Below are 17,089 nucleotides of genomic sequence, written 5' to 3' on the forward strand. Positions count from 1 at the left end.
CGTGTTGTACTTGTGCGCTGGACGATACGGACAGTCTGCCCCGCGGGCAATTCGAAGCTTTGAATATGAGATATGGCCCAACGTGATATCCGCAGCCTCGACGTCGGCATGCTGCGGACCTTCGATGCCCTGATGCGTGAACGCAGCGTGTCGCGCGCGGCCACCAGGCTCTTCCTGAGCCAGCCGGCAGTGAGTGCCTCGCTCAACCGGCTGCGCGACACCTTCGGCGATCCGCTGTTCACGCGCACGGCCCACGGCGTGGAGCCCACCGCGCGCGCCCATGCGCTGGCCGGTCAGGTCGAGCGCGTGCTGGCCGACCTGTCGGCGATGCTGGAGCCCGGCGAGGGCTTCGAGCCGGCGTCGTCGCAGCGCATCTTTCGCATCTCGGGCAGCGACTACGCGAGCCACCTGCTGCTGCCGACGCTCGCCAACGAACTCGTGGCCTGCGGCTCGCGCATCCGCCTGCACTGGGAGACCAGCTCGTTCCTCACGCTCACAGAGCGCCTGCGCAAGGGCGACTTCGACGTGGCCGTGCTGCCGCGCCTGCAGCCGCCGAGCGATTGCGAATCGGCGCTGTTGTACGAGGACCGCTACGTGGTCGCGGTGCGTCGTGGCCACCCGACGCTGGGCGAGGCGGCCACGCTGGATGCCTTCTGCGAAGCGCCGCACGTGTTCCTGGGCTACGGCAGCTCGGCGCTGGACGACCTCATCGACCAGGTGCTGGCGCGGCAAGGGCGCACGCGCAGCATGCGCGTGGCGATGACCAGCTTCGGCCAGATCGTCGACCTGCTCGCGCAGACCGACCATGTCGCCGTGCTGCCGCTGCGCGTGGCCGAGCGCTTTCGCGATCGCCTCGCGGTGCACCCGCTGCCCTTCGAGCTGCCGGGCTACCGCTCGGTCGTCTGCTGGAACCGCCGCTCGAATTCGGATGCGGGCGTGCTGTGGCTGAAAGACGCGCTGCTGCGCATCGCGCTCACTGCGCCGGCTTGAGCCTGCGCGCGAAGGCTTCCAACCCGTCGATCGTGATCTGGATGTGCCGCTCGAAGCTGCTGTCGAGCGGCACGGTGGTGCCGTTGTCCCAGCGCAGGATGAAGGCCTTGTTGGCCAGCTGCGGCAGGTGGCGCGTGAGCACGGGATGGTCGAGCGGGCGGATCGTGTGGACGCGCTCGCGCAGCTCTTCGGCCCAGGCCTGCGTGTTGTCGGCGGGCAGGGGCGAGAACTCCATCGTCAGGAAGCCCAGCATCGCGGCGATCACGCAGTTGTAGGCCTCGCGCAGCGGCTCGCCGTCGAAGCCGGCCTCGGTCAGCGCCGCCAGCACGCCTTCGACCAGCTCGGTCGGCAGGCTGCCGTTCGACACCAGCTGCGCCCCGAGGAGCTGCGCCACGTTCGGGTGCTGCCGCACCGCGGCGCGGCTGCGGTGGAACAGCTCGGCGATCCAGTCCTGCCAGGCGAGCGTGCCCTTGGGCGGCGTGACCTGCGCCATGACCGTGGCGGCGACTTCGGCCAGCAGGGCCTCGCGCGTGCTGACATGCCAGTGCACCGTGGCCGGGTACACGCCGAGTTGCGCCGCGATCTCTCGCATGCTGAAGGCGCCGAGGCCGAACGCGTCGATGTGCGCCAGCGCGGCTTCGGCGATGCGCTGCTTCGACAACGCCGCACCGCCGGCGGGGCGGCCGGCCGTTCGGGGGCGAGGCTCGGGGGCTTTTTTCTTCATGGATGGGGCCATTGTGCAGCGGGTGAATTGATTGTATAAATATTATTAATTGAGCATTGATCAATTAAACGGGCCGGGCGCTCCCGGCACGTTCCACTCCCAAAGGATGTCTCCCATGACGACCGCCATCGACCAGGCCCTGGCCCAGGCCCATCAACGCTTCACCGACGGCAACCCGGAAAGCCTGCGCCGCTTCGAGGCGCAGACGCGCTACATGCCCGGCGCCAACAGCCGCTCGGTGCTGTTCTATGCGCCGTTCCCGCTCACCATCGCCAAAGGCGAGGGCGCGTCGCTCTGGGACGCGGACGGCCACCGCTACACCGACTTCATCGCCGAGTACACGGCCGGCGTCTACGGCCACTCGGCGCCCGAGATCCGCGAGGCGGTCATCGCGGCGATGCAGGGCGGCATCAACCTCACGGGGCACAACCTGCTCGAAGGTCGGCTCGCACAGACGATCTGCGAGCGCTTCCCGCAGGTCGAGCAGCTGCGCTTCACCAACTCGGGCACCGAGGCGAACCTGATGGCGCTCACGGCCGCGCTGCGCTTCACGGGGCGGCGCAAGATCGTGGTGTTCTCGGGCGGTTACCACGGCGGCGTGCTCGGTTTCGGCGACCAGCCGTCGCCGACGACCGTGCCCTTCGACTTCCTCGTGCTGCCCTACAACGACGCGGGCACGGCGCGTGCGCAGATCGACGAACACGGTGCGGACATCGCCGCCATCCTGGTCGAACCGATGCAGGGCGCGAGCGGCTGCATTCCGGGCGGGCGCGATTTCCTGCAGGCGCTGCGCGACGGGGCCACGCGGGTCGGTGCTCTGTTGATCTTCGACGAGGTGATGACTTCGCGGCTGGGGCCGCACGGGCTGGCGAACGGGCTGGGCATTCGAGCCGACCTGACGACGCTGGGCAAGTACATCGGTGGCGGCATGTCCTTCGGCGCCTTCGGTGGACGGGCGGACGTGATGGCGCAGTTCGACCCACGCACCGGGGCGCTCGCGCACTCGGGCACCTTCAACAACAACGTGATGACGATGGCGGCCGGCTACGCAGGCCTCACGCAGCTGTTCACGCCCGAGGCGGCGGGTGCGCTGGCCGAGCGCGGCGAGGCGATGCGGTCACGGCTCAACGCGCTGTGCGAACGCGAGGGTGTCGCGATGCAGTTCACCGGCGTGGGCTCGCTCATGAATGCGCATTTCCTGCGGGGCGAGGTGCGGCGCGTGGCCGACCTGGCGGCGGTGGATGGGCGCTTGCGGCAGCTGCTGTTCTTCCACCTGCTGAGTGAGGGGATCTACACCTCGCCGCGCGGATTCGTCGTGCTCTCGCTGCCGTTGTCGACGCAGGATATCGACCGCTACGTCGCCGCCGTGGACAGCTTCATCGAGGCCTACCGGCCGCTGCTGCTCAGCGCGGGGTAGTGCCCGCCACGCCCAGCAGCTCGTGCAGCCGCGTGCTGGTGGTCGTGTACTGCAGCGGAATCGCCTTGCCGGGGAACACCCGTGCCGCGGCGCCCCAGGCGGCCAGCGTGGCCTCGTGGAAGCCGCAGACGATGAGCTTCTTCTTGCCCGGGTAGGTGTTGATGTCGCCCACCGCGAACACGCCGGGCTCGCGGGTTTCGTACTTCTCGGTGTCGACGGGCACCTGCTTGCGCTCCAGCTCGAGGCCCCAGTCGGCGATGGGCCCCAGGCGCGGCGAGATGCCCAGGCAGGCGACCAGCGCGTCGAGCGGCAGGTCGACCGTGGTGGCGTCGGGCGTGGTGATCTGCAGTTGCCGGCCATCGAAGGCGCTCGGCTGACCGACCCGGAAGGCCAGCTTGCCGTCGGCCACGAGGGCGCGCATGGCGGCCACGTTCGCTTCGTCGGCCTGGAAGCCGTCGCGGCGGTGGACCAGCGTCACCTGCTTGGCCAGGGCCGTGAGGGCGATGGCCGTTTCGAGGGCGATGTCGTCGCCTCCGTTGACCACGACCGTCTGGCCGGCGAAGCGGTCGAGCGAATCGGGGTGATAGAACAGCGTCGAGCCTTCGAACTGAGCGATCCCATCGACGGTGATGCGCTTGGGCACGAAGGCGCCGACGCCGGCCGCGATGAACACGGTCTTCGCAAGGAAGGCGGTGCCGGTCGAGGTGGTCAGCAGCAGGCGGTCATCGGCCTGGCGGGCCAGGGTAGAAACCTGCTCGCCGAAGTGGAATTGCGGCTTGAACGGCGCCACCTGCTGCAACAACGACTGCGCCAGATCGCGCCCGCTGGTGACCGGGGTGCCGGGAATGTCGTAGATCGGCTTGTGGCCGTACAACGCCACGCACTGGCCGCCCGCGGCGGGCAGCGCATCGACGATGTGGCAGGAAATCTCGAGCAGGCCCAGCTGGAAGGCCTGGAACAGGCCGACCGGACCGGCGCCGATGATCAGGGCATCAGTCTCGATGGGGGGCGCGGTCATTTACCCGTTTTTTCCAGGAATACCGCGGAACCGGCTTTGCCGGGCCGCTGGTATTGCCCCCGGCGAGGGGGTGTGCGAAGCGACACGAAGTGCGCGCAGCATGGGGGAGGGCTTACCTCACCAGCTCCGAGATCTTGCCGGTCTTGTCCTTCCACTCCTCGGCTTCGGGCAGGGCGGGCTTGCGCTTGGTGATGCTCTTCCAGCCGTCGGCCAGGGCCAGCTCGGCGTTCAGCTTGATGAAGGCGATCTGGTCGGCCGGCAGGTCTTCCTCGGCGTAGATCGCATTGACCGGGCATTCGGGGATGCAGACGGCGCAGTCGATGCATTCATCCGGGTCGATCACCAGCATGTTGGGACCTTCGCGGAAACAGTCGACGGGGCAAACGTCCACGCAGTCGGTGTATTTGCAACGGATGCAGGCTTCGGAGACGACGTGGGTCATTTGTCTTTTAGCGTCAGGAGAAGGGGCTGGAAAACCCTAGATTTTAGGCCTTTGCGGCGGGCGGCTGCACGAGCACGGCGGCGGAGGTGCGATGAGAGGCCGTATCGACCAGCACCAGCGACCCCAGGGCACGCGATTGGGCGAAGGGCAGGACGGCCAGCGGCTGCTGCAGCGCGAGCACCACATCGCCGATGGAATTGGCCTCCAGCTGGGTCGCCGGCTCGGATTCGAGGGTGGTGATGTTCACGCGATCGACGATGCGCGCGACCTTGGCCTTGACCCAGCGGTGGCCCTGCAGCGCCCAGTACACGCGGCCGGCAACCAGCGGCTCGTCGTCGAGCCAGGCCACGGTGGCGGTGATCTCGCGCACGGGCTCGAAGGCCTCGGGCGCCAGCAGCCAGTCGCCGCGCGACACGTCGAGTTCGCGATCGAGCACGATGCCGGCGCTGTGGCCCGCATGCACGGACTTGGGCTGGCGCGTGTGGCTCAGCACCTGCGCCACGGTGGCGGTCTGGTTGCTGGGCAGCACCGTGACGCGCTGGCCGGGCTCCACATGGCCCGAGGCGACGCGGCCCCAGAACACGCGGCGGCCCTGCGAGGTGTCGGCCGAGGCCGAGAACTTCTCGACCCACTGCACCGGGAAAGCAAAGGGCACGGCTTCGTCCTGCGCGGTCACGGGCAGGTCTTCGAGCAGCTCGAGCAGGCTCGGGCCTTCGTAGCCGACCCAGTCGGCATGGCGCGTGGCCACGTTCCAGCCCTTGAGGGCCGAGATCGGCACGATGGCCGCGACCTTCACGCCGGCCGCTTCGGCAAAGGCGTTCAGCGCGGTCGAGATGCGCTCGAAGGCGAGCGCGGCGTCGTCGATGGCGTCGAGCTTGTTGACCGCGAACACGATCGACTGCACGCGCAGCAGGTGGGCCAGCAGCGTGTGGCGGCGCGTCTGCGGCAGCAGCTCGCGCTTGACCACGGTGCCGTCTTCGACCTCGGCGGCCCAGGCCAGCTTGGTGGCATCGACCAGCACCACGGCCGCGTCGGCGGCCGATACGGCCGTGACCATGTTGCGCGTGTACTGCTCGTGGCCCGGCGCGTCGCCGATGATGAACTTGCGCTTGGCGGTCGAGAAGTAGCGGTAGGCCACGTCGATCGTGATGCCTTGCTCGCGCTCGGCCGAGAGGCCGTCGGTCAGCAGGGCCAGGTCGGTCTCGCCGCCGCGCTGCACGCCGGCCAGCTGGTCTTGCAGCACGGTCTTGCTGTCGACCAGCAGGCGGCCGATGAGCGTGCTCTTGCCGTCATCGACCGAGCCGCAGGTGATGAAGCGCAGGGCGGTGCCGGTGTCGCCGTGAAGGGCGGTGGTGTCGAGGGTTGCCGTCGTCGTGCTCATCAGAAATATCCGTCTTTCTTGCGCTTCTCCATCGAAGCTTCCGAAGTCATGTCGTCCATGCGCGTGGCGCCGCGCTCGCTGACGTCGACCGACAGCGTCTCCAGCACCACATCGCCCGCGCCTGCGGCCAGGCTCTCGACCGGGCAGGTGGTCGTGATGTCGCCCACCGTGCGAAAGCGCACGTCGCGCACCTGCACGGTCTCGCCGTCGCGCGGTGGCGTGAGTTCGGTCACGGGCACCAGCAGGCCGCGGCGCTCGACCACTTCACGCTTGTGCGTGTAGTAGATCGACGGCAGGCCGACGTTCTCGCGCTCGATGTATTGCCACACGTCGAGCTCGGTCCAGTTCGAGATCGGGAACACGCGGAAGTGCTCGCCGGGGGCCAGGCGCGTGTTGAACAGCGTCCACAGCTCGGGGCGCTGGTCCTTGGGCTGCCACTGGCCGAAGCTGTCGCGGTGCGAAAAGATGCGCTCCTTGGCGCGGGCCTTTTCCTCGTCACGGCGGGCGCCGCCGATCAGCGCGTCGAAGCGGAATTCTTCGATCGCTTCGAGCAGCGTCACCGACTGGTGCGCGTTGCGCGACTCGCCGGGGTGCGCCAGGCGCACGGTGCCGCGCTTCATCGAGTCTTCGACGCTGCGCACGATGAGTTCGGCGCCCAGTTCTTTCGCGCGCTGGTCGCGGTAGGCCGTCACTTCGGGGAAGTTGTGGCCGGTATCGATCATCAGCAGCGGGTAGGGAATGCGGCCGACGCCGAAGGCTTTTTCAGCGCACTTGAGCAGCACCAGCGAGTCCTTGCCGCCCGAGAACAGCAGGGTGGGGCGCTCGAAGGCGGCGGCCACTTCGCGCAGGATGAAAATGGTTTCTTCTTCCAGCGCGTCGAGGTGCGTGTTGGACAGGTTCGCGGGTGAATGCATGGGCGGCTGCAGCAGGTCGGCTTCGGTACGGGCGTTCATCGGATGGGTCCTGGAGGCGGAGAGCGATCGTTCAGTGCGACAGGTGCAAGCCGCATTCGCGGTTGTCCTCGCCCTTGGTCGGGTCCACGTAGTCGAAGTTGTTGGGCAGGCCGTTGGCTTCGCAGTATTCGTACAGGTCCTTGGACGACCAGTGCAGCAGCGGCGCGACCTTGATGAGGCCGTCCGGGTTGACGCTGACCGGGTCCATCTGCGCGCGCACGGCCGTGTCGGTGGCCCGCAGCGCGGTGAACCAGACCTTGGGGGCGGTTTCGCGCAGGGCGCGGGCAAAAGGCTCCAGCTTCACTTCTTCGGTGAAGGCGGCGTGGCGCGGATCGTCGAGCGCCGGCGTGGGGCCTTCGACCGCTTCGCGGTGCGCGCGCGAGCGGCGCGGCAGGTAGATGTGTAGATGAAGGCCCAGGAGCTTCGTCACCTCGTCGGCAAAACGGTAGGTGGCCTCGGTGTTGTAGCCGTTGTCCATCCAGACCACCGGCACGTCCCGCTTGGCGCGCGTGACCATGTGCAGGATCACGGCCTCGAAGGGGCGGAAGTTGGTGGTGATGATCGCGGGCTGGCCCAGGCCGACGGCCCAGTCCACCAGGCCCTCGGCGTTGCGGCCGAGTTCGGTGTTGATGCGTGCAAAGTCGATGTCGGTGGCGATGCTCATGGGACTCTCTTGTCTGCTCAGGCGCCGGCCACGAAGTGCGGCGCGGTCTTCACCGCATCGCCCTGGTAGAACGTGGCGAAGCGGTCGAACTGGCGCTGCGCGTCGGAGGCGTCCACGCCTTCCTTGAGCACGGCGCTGGAGAAGCCGGTGCGTTCCATCTGCACCAGCTGGTCGATCAGCACGTCGCCCGTGGCGCGGATGTCGCCCGTGAAGCCGAGGCGGCGACGCAGCAGGAAGGCCTGGCTGTAGGCACGGCCGTCGGTGAACTTCGGAAAGTTCAGGTCGATGCGTTCGATGTCGGCCAGGCACACCTCGATGGCGAGCGGGTCGGCGTCGTTGGCCAGTTGCAGGACCTTCGGGTCGCCGTCGTCGATGTGTTCTTCGGCCGAAAGGATGTTCAGAGTCTTCTTCATGCTGCTTCCTCCACCTTGAATCGCGCACCGTTGGCCGCGGCCTTGAACGGGTCGTGGCCCACGCGGCGCAGGGTGTCGATGAAGGTCTCGCCGTTGGCGCGGGTGTCGCGGTACGTGGTGAGCACGGCCTCGATCACGCTCGGCACTTCGGCCGCCGAGAACGAGGGACCGACCACCTTGCCGGCCTGCGGCGCGCCGCTGAGCGCGGAGCCGTCGGAGCCGCCGAGGGTGACCTGGTACCACTCCTTGCCGTCCTTGTCGACACCCAGGATGCCGATGTGGCCGCTGTGGTGGTGGCCGCACGAGTTGATGCAGCCGCTGATGTGCAGGTCGATCTCGCCCAGGTCGTCGAGTTCGTCGAGGTCCTGGTAACGCTCGGTGATGGCTTCGGCGATGGGAATGGAGCGGGCGTTGGCCAGCGCGCAGAAGTCGCCGCCGGGGCAGGCGATCATGTCGGTCAGCAGCTGCACGTTGGCGCTCGCGAAACCGGCGGCGCGGGCGGCGAGCCACAGCGCGTGCAGGTCTTCGGCGTGCACCCAGGGCAGCACCACGTTCTGGTCGTGCGTCACGCGGGCTTCGCCGGCCGAGAAGCGGTCGGCCAGCTCGGCGATGGTGTCGAGCTGGTCGCCCGAGGCGTCGCCGGGGGCCTGCTTCAGGCGCTTGAACGACAGCGTGACGGCGCGCAGCGCGGGGTTCTTGTGGGCGTCGACGTTGCGGGCGAGCCAGCGCGCGAACATCACGTCGTCGGCGGCGTGGGCGCGCAGCTCGGCGTCGGTCTTCTCGGCGCTTTGCAGCACGCGAGTGGCCAGCGTCGGCGGCACGAAGGAAGCGGCCACACGGTCGTACTCTTCCTGCGTGATGGTGTGCGGCGCGCCGTCGTGCTCGATGATCTGCTTGTACTCGGCCTCGACGTCGTCGATGTAGCGCTGACCTTCGGCCTTCACCAGGATCTTGATGCGCGCCTTGTAGATGTTGTCGCGGCGGCCGTAGCGGTTGTAGACACGAATCACCGCTTCGAGGTAATTCATGATCTGCTGCCAGGGCAGGAACTCGCGCAGCACGGTGCCGATGATGGGGGTGCGGCCCATGCCGCCGCCTACCTGCACGCGAAAGCCGATGTCACCCGCTTCGTTCTTCACCACGTGCAGGCCCACGTCGTGCCAGCCGGTGGCGGCGCGGTCTTCGGTGGCGCCGGTGATGGCGATCTTGAACTTGCGCGGCAGGAAGGCGAACTCGGGGTGCAGCGTGCTCCACTGGCGCATGATTTCCGCGAAGGGGCGCGGGTCGGCGATCTCGTCGACGGCGATGCCGGCGCGCTCGTCGCTCGTGATGTTGCGGATGCAGTTGCCGCTGGTCTGGATGCCGTGCATGTCGACCGAAGCCAGCAGGTCCATCACGTCGGCCGACTTGGCCAGCGGAATCCAGTTGTACTGGACGTTCTGGCGCGTCGTGAAGTGGGCGTAGTGGGTGGGCAGCTTGTGGCTGCCGAGCAGGCCCTGGGTCTCGATGGCCTTGCGGTAGACCTCGGCCTCGGGCTCGTCGTATTCGCGGGCGATGCGGGCCAGCACGCGCAGCTGCTTGCTCGACAGCTCGCCGTACGGCACGGCCACGCGCAGCATCGGCGCGTAGCGCTGCACGTACCAGCCGTTTTGCAGGCGCAGGGGGCGGAACTCGTCCTCGTGCAGGCGGCCCTTTTGCCAGCGCTCGAGCTGGTCTCGGAACTGGGCAGCGCGTTGGTGAACGAACTGGCGGTCGAATTCTGTGTATTGGTACATCGTGCGTATGTGTCTTGAAGAAGTGCGGTGCCGCACGTACAACGGGGCGCCCCAGCAAGAAGCCCCGGATTCTGAAAGCCCGCCTTATGGAAACAAACTATTTTTTGGTTCGCGTCTTATGCGGATAAGCTTATTCACCAGCATCCATGCGGGTTGCGAGGCGGTTGGTTGCTTATTCCGGATAAGGCGCGAAGGCCGGCGCGGGGTCGCCGGACGCTGGATTCTAGGAACCCGGGGGCACCCGCGCAGGGCGGCTACCGCAGCTTGAAGTCGAAGCCGAGGGTCTGCGGCGAGCTCAGCAGCTGCCGGGCGGCCTTGTCGGCCTGGTGCTGCGCGTTGAGCCATTCCCGGGCCAGCCGGGCTTCGGTCCGGTTCAGGTGCTCGATGCCGTGGTGGCGCTCCTTCGACCAGGCCTGGAAGCACTTCACCACCCGCAGCGGATCGCCGATCTGCTCCTCGATCCGCAGCCGATAGATGTCCGCGGCCACCATGACATCCTTCAAGGTGAAGTTCTGGCCTTTGACGTGGACCACGTAGGGGACCACATAAGAAGTTGTCCTGGCGAGATCGCTCATGCCTTCATCCGTGCCTCAAGTCGCTGCCTGTGCCGCAGGTTAGCGGCGGGTATCGAAATGAAACTGAGCGTTTCTGAGCGCCGCAGCGGCGCCCGGACAGCGCCGGACTAGCGCCGGATGAGCGTCTTGGCGTGGAAGCGGTAGCCGGCGTTACGCGCCGTGTTGATCGGCAGCACCAGGCCGGTGGCCTCGCTGACCTTGCGCCGCAGGCGGCGAATCTGGGTGTCGAGACGGCGCTGGTCGTAGCTCAGGTAGTGCTCGCCCAGGGCCTGCACGATCTGCTGGCGGCTGGCGATCTCGCCGGCGCTGCGCATCAGTTCGTGCAGCACCGTGAGGTCCTGCTCCGACAGCGCAATGGGTGCAAAGCCCGGCGGCGACAGCCGGCGCGGGCCCAGCTCCAGCACCCAGGCGTCGGCCGGCAGCGCGGCGGGCGAATCGCCCAGGCGCCGCGACAGCGCCGCCAGCGTGGCCACCAGCTCATCGAGGTCGGTGGTCTTGGACAGGTAGTAGTCGGCGCCGATGTCCAGCCCCGTCACGCGGTCGCGGGCGCCGCCGCGCGCCGTCAGCACGACGATGCCCAGGCGCTCGCCGCGTTCGCGCAGTTCGCGGATCAGCGACAGGCCGTCGCCGTCGGGCAGGCCGAGGTCGACCAGCGCGATGCCGTGGCGGGCGGGGTCGTAGGTGCGGTGGAAACCTTCGAGCGACGCCTCGGCATCAACCCGGTAGCCGCTGCCGGTCAGGAACTCGCTCAACTCTTCGCGCAGCACGGCTTCATCTTCCAGCAGGATCACATCACGCATGGGAACAGGGTAAGGGCTGGTGGCCGAGGGAATCTGAGCGTTTCTAAGCACGATGAAAGGCGCGCGGATTGTAGGGGCGCCCTCGATAATCCGCGCCCATGAAACGCCTTGCTCGGTGCCTGTGGCGGTGCGGTTGTCTTGCCGTGCTGGGCCTTCTCTTTTCCACCGCGGCCGCTGCCGGCGTGCTGCGGCTGAATCCGTTGGCGAGCGTCGACAGCCACGGCCAGTTGTCGATGTTGCGCGACCCCGAGGGCCAGCTCAGTGCCGACGAAGCCGCCGTCGCGCCGGGCTGGAAAGCCTTGCCCGGCGCCGTGAACGCAGGCTTCACGCGCGACGCCGTGTGGATCAGGCTCGAGGTGCAGCGCCCGGCCGACCTGCCGCAGCAGCGGTGGCTGGCGCAGTTCAGAAACGCGCTGCTCGACGACGTGCGGCTGTACCGCCAGGACGACGCCGGCCGCTGGCAGCTGGCCGTGCAGTCCGGCGAAGACATCGGCCGCGAGCACTGGCCGGTGGACGCGCGCAACGTGCAATTGCCGCTCACGCTGGAAAGCACCGAACCCACGCCGCTGCTGCTGCGCCTGCAGTCGCGCAACGCCATGTCGACCACCATCGGCTTTGCCGCGCCCGAGGTCTACGCGGGCACCGCGCGGCGCGAGTACCTCTTCTACGGCCTGGGCTTCGGATTCGGCCTGATGCTGCTCGCCTTTCACACGCTGTTCTGGCAGATGACGCGCGAGCGCCTGAGCGCCTGGTACCTGGTCTATGTGGCGAACGCGCTGCTGGTCGAGTTCCTGACGGCCGGGCTGCCGCAGCAGCTGCTGGCCATGCCCGCGCGGCTGTCCGACCTGTTGCTGAGCCTGTCGATCTGCGCCGGCGTGGCCATCGGCATCCGGTTTGCCGGCATGCAGCTGGGCACCGACCTGCAGTGGCCGCGCTTCACCCGCGTGGTGGTGCGCGTGGTGGGCCTCGTGAGTGCCATCGCGGTGGCGCTGGTGCTGGCCGGCGCCAACGGCCTGGCCATGCAGGCGGTGCAGGGGACGGCGATGCTGTGCATCGTCTACCTGATCGGCGCCGCGCTGTGGCTGCTGCCGCGCGACCAGGGACAGGCGCGGGCCTTTCTCGTCATCTTCGGCATCTACTACGTGGGCGTGATGGTGAGCTTCCTGCGCAACCAGGGCTGGCTGCCGGCCGGCGCCTGGACCGACAACGCGACCGCCGTGGGCACGCTGCTGCACCTGCTGCTCATGAGCATGCGGCTGAACCGCCGCTACGACCAGCTGCGCCGCGAGAAGGAAGCCGCGCAGGCGCGCCTGGTGCACGTGGTCGGTCGCCAGAACGACCGGCTGGAGGACGAGGTGCGCAAGCGCACCGCCGACCTGCGCGGCGAGATCGAGCAGCGCCAGCGCCTCGAGGTCGAGCTGCGCGCGGCGCTGGAGACCGAGCGCCGCGCCAAGCAGTCGCAGGTGGATTTCGTCGCCATGGTGTCGCACGAGTTCCGCACGCCGCTGGCCATCATCCACACCACCGCGCAGCAGATCGCCAAGAACCTCGATGCCGCGCGCGAGAAGACCCTGGCACGCTGCCTGAACCTGCGCGCTGCCGCGCAGCGCATGACCGCGCTGGTCGACGAGTACTTGACCTCCGATCGCATGGAAGCCGGCCAGACGCCATTCCAACCGCGCCCTTGCGAGCGCGACGAGTTGATGGAGCTGTTCGAGGACCTCGTGGCCGACTGGCCGGACGGCCGCGTCGTGTGGCACGACGGGCAGTTGCCGCCGCAGCTGGTGTGCGACCCCGGCCTGCTGCGCGTGGCGCTGCGCAACCTGTTAGCCAACGCCGACCGCCACACGCCCGCCGGCCGGGCGATCGTGCTGGACGTGGTGCCCGCGGATACGGGTGGCCTGGACATCCGTGTGAGCAACCCCGGCGACGCGATTCCGCACGACGAGGTGCCGCGGCTGTTCGAGAAGTATTTCCGTGGCCGCCAGGCGGCGCGCTCACCGGGCGCCGGGTTGGGGCTGTACCTCGTGCATCAGATCGCCGAGTTGCACCGCGGACACGCCCGGCTCGACAGCGCGGGGCGGGACGGCCACGTGCGCTTCAGCCTCGCGCTGCCTTGAAGGCGCGCGGCCTCAGCGCAGCATCGCCGACATCGCCGAACAGCAGTTCAGCATGCGCACCGCCGACTCCACTGTTTCAGCGGTGAAGCGCAGCGTCACGCCGTCGACGCGCTCGAAGCTCGGCCACTGGCAGAACAGGTCGGCCATCATCGGCGACTGGGTGCGCAGCGTGACCACCTGCAGGCCCTGGAAGACCAGCGGACGTGCATGGGCACGCGCGGCCAGCCCTTCGATCACGCCGGCACGGATCGCCTGGCGCGACTGCTCCGGCGACAGCGACACGCCGCTGTTGAAACCGGTCGCCTTCTTGGTCTGCACGAAGCTCGCATGCGGGAAGAGCGCCTGGTTCTCGGAGATGAACACGTCGTCGCCGCTGGCCATCACCACGGGCACGCCGTACTCGCCGGCCAGCGCGCCGTAGATCCCGGCTTCGCCCAGTTCCTGGTTGCCGAGCGAGATGCTCGCGAAGGCGAAACTGTTGATCGTGTGCGCCAGGATGCCGCGGCCCTGCGCGCGCGAGTGGTAGCCCACCATGCACAGCGCGTCCACGCCTTCTTCCACGCCGGCCACCATGCTCAGGTAGCGCGGCTTGCCCTGCACGACGCGGGCGCGTGCATCGAGCACGTCGGGCGGCATGTTGCGAAAGCCGCCGTGCGAGTCGTTCACCAGCACCTCGGTGGCGCCGGCGTCGAAGGCGCCGGCAATCGCGGCGTTGGCCTCCTGCGCCATCAGCACGCGGGCGCGTTCGTACTCGGGGTTGCCCTGGCGTGCCTGCTCGTGGTGGTAGACGCCCGCAACGCCTTCGATGTCGGTGGAGATCAGGACTTTCATGGACGTGTGTTTCAGGCGAGAGGTGAAAGGGAAGACGCCGGCAGCAGTTCGCCGAGCGCCGCGCGGTGGTTACCGTCGCGGCCCGTGACCGGCGTGGCGCGCCACAGCGCATGAAGTATGGCCTGCTCGGTGCTGTCGGCCGCGGCCTGGAACAGCCCGTCGAGCAGGGTGTCGTGCAGCATCGCCACGGCCGGCATGGGCCGGTCCGCGCGGTCGGGGACGGTGTAGGCGGTCGAGAAGGCCAGCACGAGGTCGCCGCTGCCGTGGCCGTAGACCGAGCCGGTGCGGGCCAGCCCCGCGCCCGCGCGCAGTGCCAGGCGGCGCAGCTGGCGCGCGTCGAGCGGCGCGTCGGTGGCGACGACGATGATGATCGAGCCCTTCTCGGGCTCCGCCGCTTCCTTCGCTGCCTGCAAGGCCACGAGCCGCTCGCCCACCGCATGCCCGGCCAGCACCAGCTGCGACTGGCGCCCGTAGTTCGCCAGCACCAGCGTGCCCACCGTGTGGGTCGTGCCGTCGGCCATCGCCACGCGGCGCGATGCGCTGCCGATGCCGCCCTTGAGCTGGAAGCTCGACATGCCGCGCCCCGCGCCGACCGAACCCTGTTCGAAATCGGCCCCGGTGGCTTCGAGCGCCTGCAGGTAGTCGGCCTCGGTCACGGCCAGCCGCTGGATGTCGTTGAGAAAACCGTCGTTGCACTCGAAAACCAGCGGGTTCACCGTGGGCAGCGCGCGGCCGGTCTCGGGGTTGGCCGCGGCGCAATCGCGGATCTGCGCCGTCGCCACGGTGCCGACCGAGAAGGTGTTGGTCAGCGCGATCGGCGTTTCCAGCACGCCGAGCTCGGCCAGCTGCACCAGCCCCACGCTCTTGCCGAAGCCGTTGAGCACCACGGCCGCGGCCGGCACCTTGTCGCGGAACGGGTCGCCGGCGTGCGGGCGGATCACGGTCACGCCGGTCTGCACCGGGCCGTCGGCCAGCGTGCGGTGGCCGACCGTGACGCCCGCGACGTCGGTGATGGCGTCGCGCGGGCCCGCAGGCAGGGTGCCGATGAAGGGCAGGGAAGTCGTCGGGGCCATGAAGAGAAAAAGAAGAACTTACTGGCGGTCGATCTTCGGATCGAGCGCGTCGCGCAACGCATCGCCCAGCAGGTTGAAGGCCAGCACGGTGAAGAAGATGGCCAGGCTGGGGAACAGCGCCACGTGCGGCGAAGTCACCATGTCGGCGCGGGCTTCGTTGAGCATCGCGCCCCATTCGGGCGTCGGCGGCTGCGCGCCCATGCCCAGGAACGAGAGGCTGGCCGCGGTGATGATCGAGGTGCCCACGCGCATCGAGAAGTACACGACGATCGACGAGATCGTGCCCGGCAGGATGTGCCGCACGATGATGGTCCAGTCGGACGCGCCGATGCTGCGCTCGGCCTCGATGTAGGTCTGCTGCTTGAGCACCAGCGTGTTGCCGCGCACCAGGCGCGCAAAGGCCGGCACGCTGAACACCGACACCGCCACCACCACGTTGGTCATGCTGCTGCCCAGGATGGCCACCACGCCCAGCGCCAGCAGGATGCCGGGGAAGGCGAACAGCACGTCCGAGATGCGCATCACGATGCGGTCCCACCAGCCTTCGTAGTAGCCCGCCAGCAGGCCGAAGGCCGTGCCGATGATGCCGCCCACCAGCACCGACAGGAAGCCGGCCGCCAGCGAGATGCGCGTGCCCGCCAGGATGCGGCTGAAGATGTCGCGGCCCAGCGGATCGACGCCGAACCAGTGCGTGGCCGAGGGCCCGCTGTTCAGCATGTCGTAGTCGAAGAAGTTCTCGGGGTCGAAGGGCACGATCCACGGTGCGAACACCGCGATCACCACCAGCAGCAGCACGAAGATGGCCGCCACGATGCCCACGGGCTGCTTCTTGAAACGGCGCCAGCATTCGCCCCAGGGCGTGCGGACCTTGCCGGCGGTGAGTGCGACGGTCGGGACCTTGAGAGCCGGAGGCAGGTCGAACGGCGGAGTATTGGGATTCATGCCGTGCTTACTTGTAGCGAATGGTGGGGTTGATGAAGCCGTACAGCACATCGACCACGAGGTTGATCAAAATGAATTCGAGCGAGAACAGCAGCACCAGCGTCTGGATCACGGGGTAGTCGCGCATCTGCACGGCATCGACCAGCAGGCGACCCAGGCCGGGCCAGTTGAATACCGCCTCCACGAGGATGGAGCCGCCCAGCAGGAAGCCGAACTGCAGGCCCATCATCGTGACCACCGGGATCAGCGCGTTGCGCAGCGTGTGCTTGAACACCACGCTGGTTTCGTGCACGCCCTTGGCGCGCGCGGTGCGCACGAAGTCTTCCTGGATCACTTCGACGAAGGAAGCGCGCGTGAAGCGCGCCATCACGGCCGCGACGGCCGCGCCCAGCGTGATCGAGGGCAGGATGTAGTGCTGCCAGGTCGCGGCGCCCACCGTGGGCAGCCAGCCCAGTTGCACCGAGAAGATCTGCATGAGCAGCATGCCCAATGCAAATGCGGGGAATGAGATGCCCGACACCGCCAGCGTCATGCCGATGCGGTCGGGCCATTTGTTGCGGTACACCGCCGACACGATGCCGATCCCCATGCCGAAGATCACCGCCCACACCATGCTGGTGATGGTCAGCATCACCGTCGGGAAAAAGCGCTCGGCAATCTCCGTCGACACCGGCCGCCGCGTGCGGATCGAGGTGCCGAAGTCGCCTTGCACCATGTGGGTGAAGAAGCTCACGAACTGCTGCGGCAGCGGCTTGTCCAGCCCGAGCTCCGCGCGCACCATGGCCACGGTCTGCTCGTCGGCGTCCTGGCCGGCGGCAAGGCGCGCCGGGTCGCCGGGGAGCATGTGGACGAACAGGAACACCAGCACTGCCACGATGAGCAGCGTGGGGATCAGGCCCAACAGTCGTTTGAGGAAGTAATTCAGCATGGGATACGGTTGTCGCGAACGGGCGATGGCACGGTGCCACCGC

At 68.2% G+C, this 17,089-nt stretch carries 17 protein-coding genes; 3 read left to right on the top strand and 14 right to left on the bottom strand.

Features of this window, described 5'->3' with window-relative positions:
* Positions 1–72: 72 nt before the first annotated feature.
* The gene (locus ACAM52_RS09750; RefSeq protein ID WP_369646872.1) at positions 73–990 is read left to right on the top strand and encodes a LysR family transcriptional regulator; all 918 of its coding nucleotides are present in this window, start codon (positions 73–75) and stop codon (positions 988–990) included.
* Here the strand turns inward: ACAM52_RS09750 and ACAM52_RS09755 are convergent.
* Entirely contained in the window at positions 974–1,714 is a 741-nt protein-coding gene (locus ACAM52_RS09755; protein WP_369646873.1) for a TetR/AcrR family transcriptional regulator, read from the bottom strand. The genes ACAM52_RS09750 and ACAM52_RS09755 overlap by 17 nt on opposite strands.
* A gap of 115 nt (positions 1,715–1,829) precedes the next feature.
* Here ACAM52_RS09755 and ACAM52_RS09760 point away from each other — a divergent pair, with 115 nt between their 5' ends.
* Entirely contained in the window at positions 1,830–3,131 is a 1,302-nt protein-coding gene (locus ACAM52_RS09760; protein ID WP_369646874.1) for an aspartate aminotransferase family protein, read from the top strand.
* Here ACAM52_RS09760 and ACAM52_RS09765 read toward each other — a convergent pair.
* From ACAM52_RS09765 to ACAM52_RS09805, 9 genes are all read right to left on the bottom strand, one after another.
* Entirely contained in the window at positions 3,118–4,149 is a 1,032-nt protein-coding gene (locus ACAM52_RS09765; RefSeq protein WP_369646875.1) for an NAD(P)/FAD-dependent oxidoreductase, read from the bottom strand. The two genes, ACAM52_RS09760 and ACAM52_RS09765, sit on opposite strands and share 14 nt — an antisense overlap.
* 112 nt (positions 4,150–4,261) lie before the next feature.
* On the bottom strand, positions 4,262–4,591 hold the full coding sequence (gene fdxA / locus ACAM52_RS09770) for a ferredoxin FdxA (protein WP_062472491.1): 330 nt from the start codon (positions 4,589–4,591) through the stop codon (positions 4,262–4,264).
* A 43-nt stretch (positions 4,592–4,634) separates the two neighbouring features.
* Positions 4,635–5,972 carry a sulfate adenylyltransferase subunit 1 gene (locus ACAM52_RS09775; RefSeq protein WP_159276724.1) on the bottom strand — a complete coding sequence of 446 codons (1,338 nt, stop codon included), beginning with the start codon at positions 5,970–5,972 and terminating at the stop codon, positions 4,635–4,637.
* Positions 5,972–6,925 (bottom strand): sulfate adenylyltransferase subunit CysD, encoded by a 954-nt coding sequence (gene cysD / locus ACAM52_RS09780; RefSeq protein WP_062472495.1) that lies wholly within the window; start codon positions 6,923–6,925, stop codon positions 5,972–5,974. Before cysD ends, ACAM52_RS09775 begins: the two co-directional genes overlap by 1 nt.
* Before the next feature lie 31 nt (positions 6,926–6,956).
* Positions 6,957–7,589, bottom strand: a complete 633-nt coding sequence (locus tag ACAM52_RS09785) for a phosphoadenosine phosphosulfate reductase family protein (RefSeq protein WP_095950164.1) — start codon at positions 7,587–7,589, stop codon at positions 6,957–6,959.
* Positions 7,590–7,606: 17 nt separating this feature from the next.
* Positions 7,607–8,002 carry a DUF934 domain-containing protein gene (locus tag ACAM52_RS09790; protein WP_062472499.1) on the bottom strand — a complete coding sequence of 132 codons (396 nt, stop codon included), beginning with the start codon at positions 8,000–8,002 and terminating at the stop codon, positions 7,607–7,609.
* On the bottom strand, positions 7,999–9,777 hold the full coding sequence (locus ACAM52_RS09795) for a nitrite/sulfite reductase (RefSeq protein WP_369646876.1): 1,779 nt from the start codon (positions 9,775–9,777) through the stop codon (positions 7,999–8,001). The genes ACAM52_RS09790 and ACAM52_RS09795 overlap by 4 nt, the downstream gene beginning before the upstream one ends.
* Before the next feature lie 254 nt (positions 9,778–10,031).
* Entirely contained in the window at positions 10,032–10,352 is a 321-nt protein-coding gene (locus tag ACAM52_RS09800; RefSeq protein WP_139705889.1) for a hypothetical protein, read from the bottom strand.
* Positions 10,353–10,459: 107 nt separating this feature from the next.
* Positions 10,460–11,152 (bottom strand): response regulator transcription factor, encoded by a 693-nt coding sequence (locus ACAM52_RS09805; protein ID WP_369646877.1) that lies wholly within the window; start codon positions 11,150–11,152, stop codon positions 10,460–10,462.
* 98 nt (positions 11,153–11,250) lie between these two features.
* On the opposite strand from ACAM52_RS09805, the gene ACAM52_RS09810 reads away from it, so the two are divergent.
* Positions 11,251–13,272 (top strand): 7TM diverse intracellular signaling domain-containing protein, encoded by a 2,022-nt coding sequence (locus tag ACAM52_RS09810; RefSeq protein WP_369646878.1) that lies wholly within the window; start codon positions 11,251–11,253, stop codon positions 13,270–13,272.
* 12 nt (positions 13,273–13,284) lie between these two features.
* Here the strand turns inward: ACAM52_RS09810 and ACAM52_RS09815 are convergent, their stop codons facing one another.
* From ACAM52_RS09815 to gsiC, 4 genes are read right to left on the bottom strand one after another with little or no spacing between them, the layout of a single operon-like run.
* Positions 13,285–14,103 carry a M55 family metallopeptidase gene (locus ACAM52_RS09815; protein WP_369646879.1) on the bottom strand — a complete coding sequence of 273 codons (819 nt, stop codon included), beginning with the start codon at positions 14,101–14,103 and terminating at the stop codon, positions 13,285–13,287.
* An 11-nt stretch (positions 14,104–14,114) separates the two neighbouring features.
* Positions 14,115–15,176, bottom strand: a complete 1,062-nt coding sequence (locus ACAM52_RS09820) for a P1 family peptidase (RefSeq protein WP_369646880.1) — start codon at positions 15,174–15,176, stop codon at positions 14,115–14,117.
* Positions 15,177–15,194: 18 nt separating this feature from the next.
* Positions 15,195–16,118, bottom strand: coding sequence for a glutathione ABC transporter permease GsiD (gene gsiD, locus ACAM52_RS09825; RefSeq protein WP_369646881.1), 924 nt, complete (start codon positions 16,116–16,118; stop codon positions 15,195–15,197).
* A gap of 7 nt (positions 16,119–16,125) precedes the next feature.
* Positions 16,126–17,046: a glutathione ABC transporter permease GsiC gene (gene gsiC, locus ACAM52_RS09830; protein WP_369646882.1), complete on the bottom strand. Its 921-nt coding sequence runs from the start codon at positions 17,044–17,046 to the stop codon at positions 16,126–16,128.
* Between the last annotated feature and the right edge of the window lie 43 nt (positions 17,047–17,089).

This window comes from Variovorax sp. V118, assembly GCF_041154445.1.
Classification (GTDB): Bacteria; Pseudomonadota; Gammaproteobacteria; order Burkholderiales; family Burkholderiaceae_C; genus Variovorax; species Variovorax boronicumulans.

Coding starts and splice junctions, on each gene's coding strand:
- ACAM52_RS09765 (WP_369646875.1), bottom strand. CDS start 4,149: ATGACCGCGCCCCCCATCGAGACTGATGCCCTGATCATCGGCGCCGGT.
- ACAM52_RS09815 (WP_369646879.1), bottom strand. CDS start 14,103: ATGAAAGTCCTGATCTCCACCGACATCGAAGGCGTTGCGGGCGTCTAC.
- ACAM52_RS09790 (WP_062472499.1), bottom strand. CDS start 8,002: ATGAAGAAGACTCTGAACATCCTTTCGGCCGAAGAACACATCGACGAC.
- ACAM52_RS09795 (WP_369646876.1), bottom strand. CDS start 9,777: ATGTACCAATACACAGAATTCGACCGCCAGTTCGTTCACCAACGCGCT.
- ACAM52_RS09775 (WP_159276724.1), bottom strand. CDS start 5,972: ATGAGCACGACGACGGCAACCCTCGACACCACCGCCCTTCACGGCGAC.
- ACAM52_RS09750 (WP_369646872.1), top strand. CDS start 73: ATGGCCCAACGTGATATCCGCAGCCTCGACGTCGGCATGCTGCGGACC.
- fdxA (WP_062472491.1), bottom strand. CDS start 4,591: ATGACCCACGTCGTCTCCGAAGCCTGCATCCGTTGCAAATACACCGAC.
- ACAM52_RS09805 (WP_369646877.1), bottom strand. CDS start 11,152: ATGCGTGATGTGATCCTGCTGGAAGATGAAGCCGTGCTGCGCGAAGAG.
- ACAM52_RS09760 (WP_369646874.1), top strand. CDS start 1,830: ATGACGACCGCCATCGACCAGGCCCTGGCCCAGGCCCATCAACGCTTC.
- ACAM52_RS09810 (WP_369646878.1), top strand. CDS start 11,251: ATGAAACGCCTTGCTCGGTGCCTGTGGCGGTGCGGTTGTCTTGCCGTG.
- ACAM52_RS09755 (WP_369646873.1), bottom strand. CDS start 1,714: ATGAAGAAAAAAGCCCCCGAGCCTCGCCCCCGAACGGCCGGCCGCCCC.
- gsiC (WP_369646882.1), bottom strand. CDS start 17,046: ATGCTGAATTACTTCCTCAAACGACTGTTGGGCCTGATCCCCACGCTG.
- ACAM52_RS09800 (WP_139705889.1), bottom strand. CDS start 10,352: ATGAGCGATCTCGCCAGGACAACTTCTTATGTGGTCCCCTACGTGGTC.
- ACAM52_RS09820 (WP_369646880.1), bottom strand. CDS start 15,176: ATGGCCCCGACGACTTCCCTGCCCTTCATCGGCACCCTGCCTGCGGGC.
- ACAM52_RS09785 (WP_095950164.1), bottom strand. CDS start 7,589: ATGAGCATCGCCACCGACATCGACTTTGCACGCATCAACACCGAACTC.
- gsiD (WP_369646881.1), bottom strand. CDS start 16,118: ATGAATCCCAATACTCCGCCGTTCGACCTGCCTCCGGCTCTCAAGGTC.
- cysD (WP_062472495.1), bottom strand. CDS start 6,925: ATGAACGCCCGTACCGAAGCCGACCTGCTGCAGCCGCCCATGCATTCA.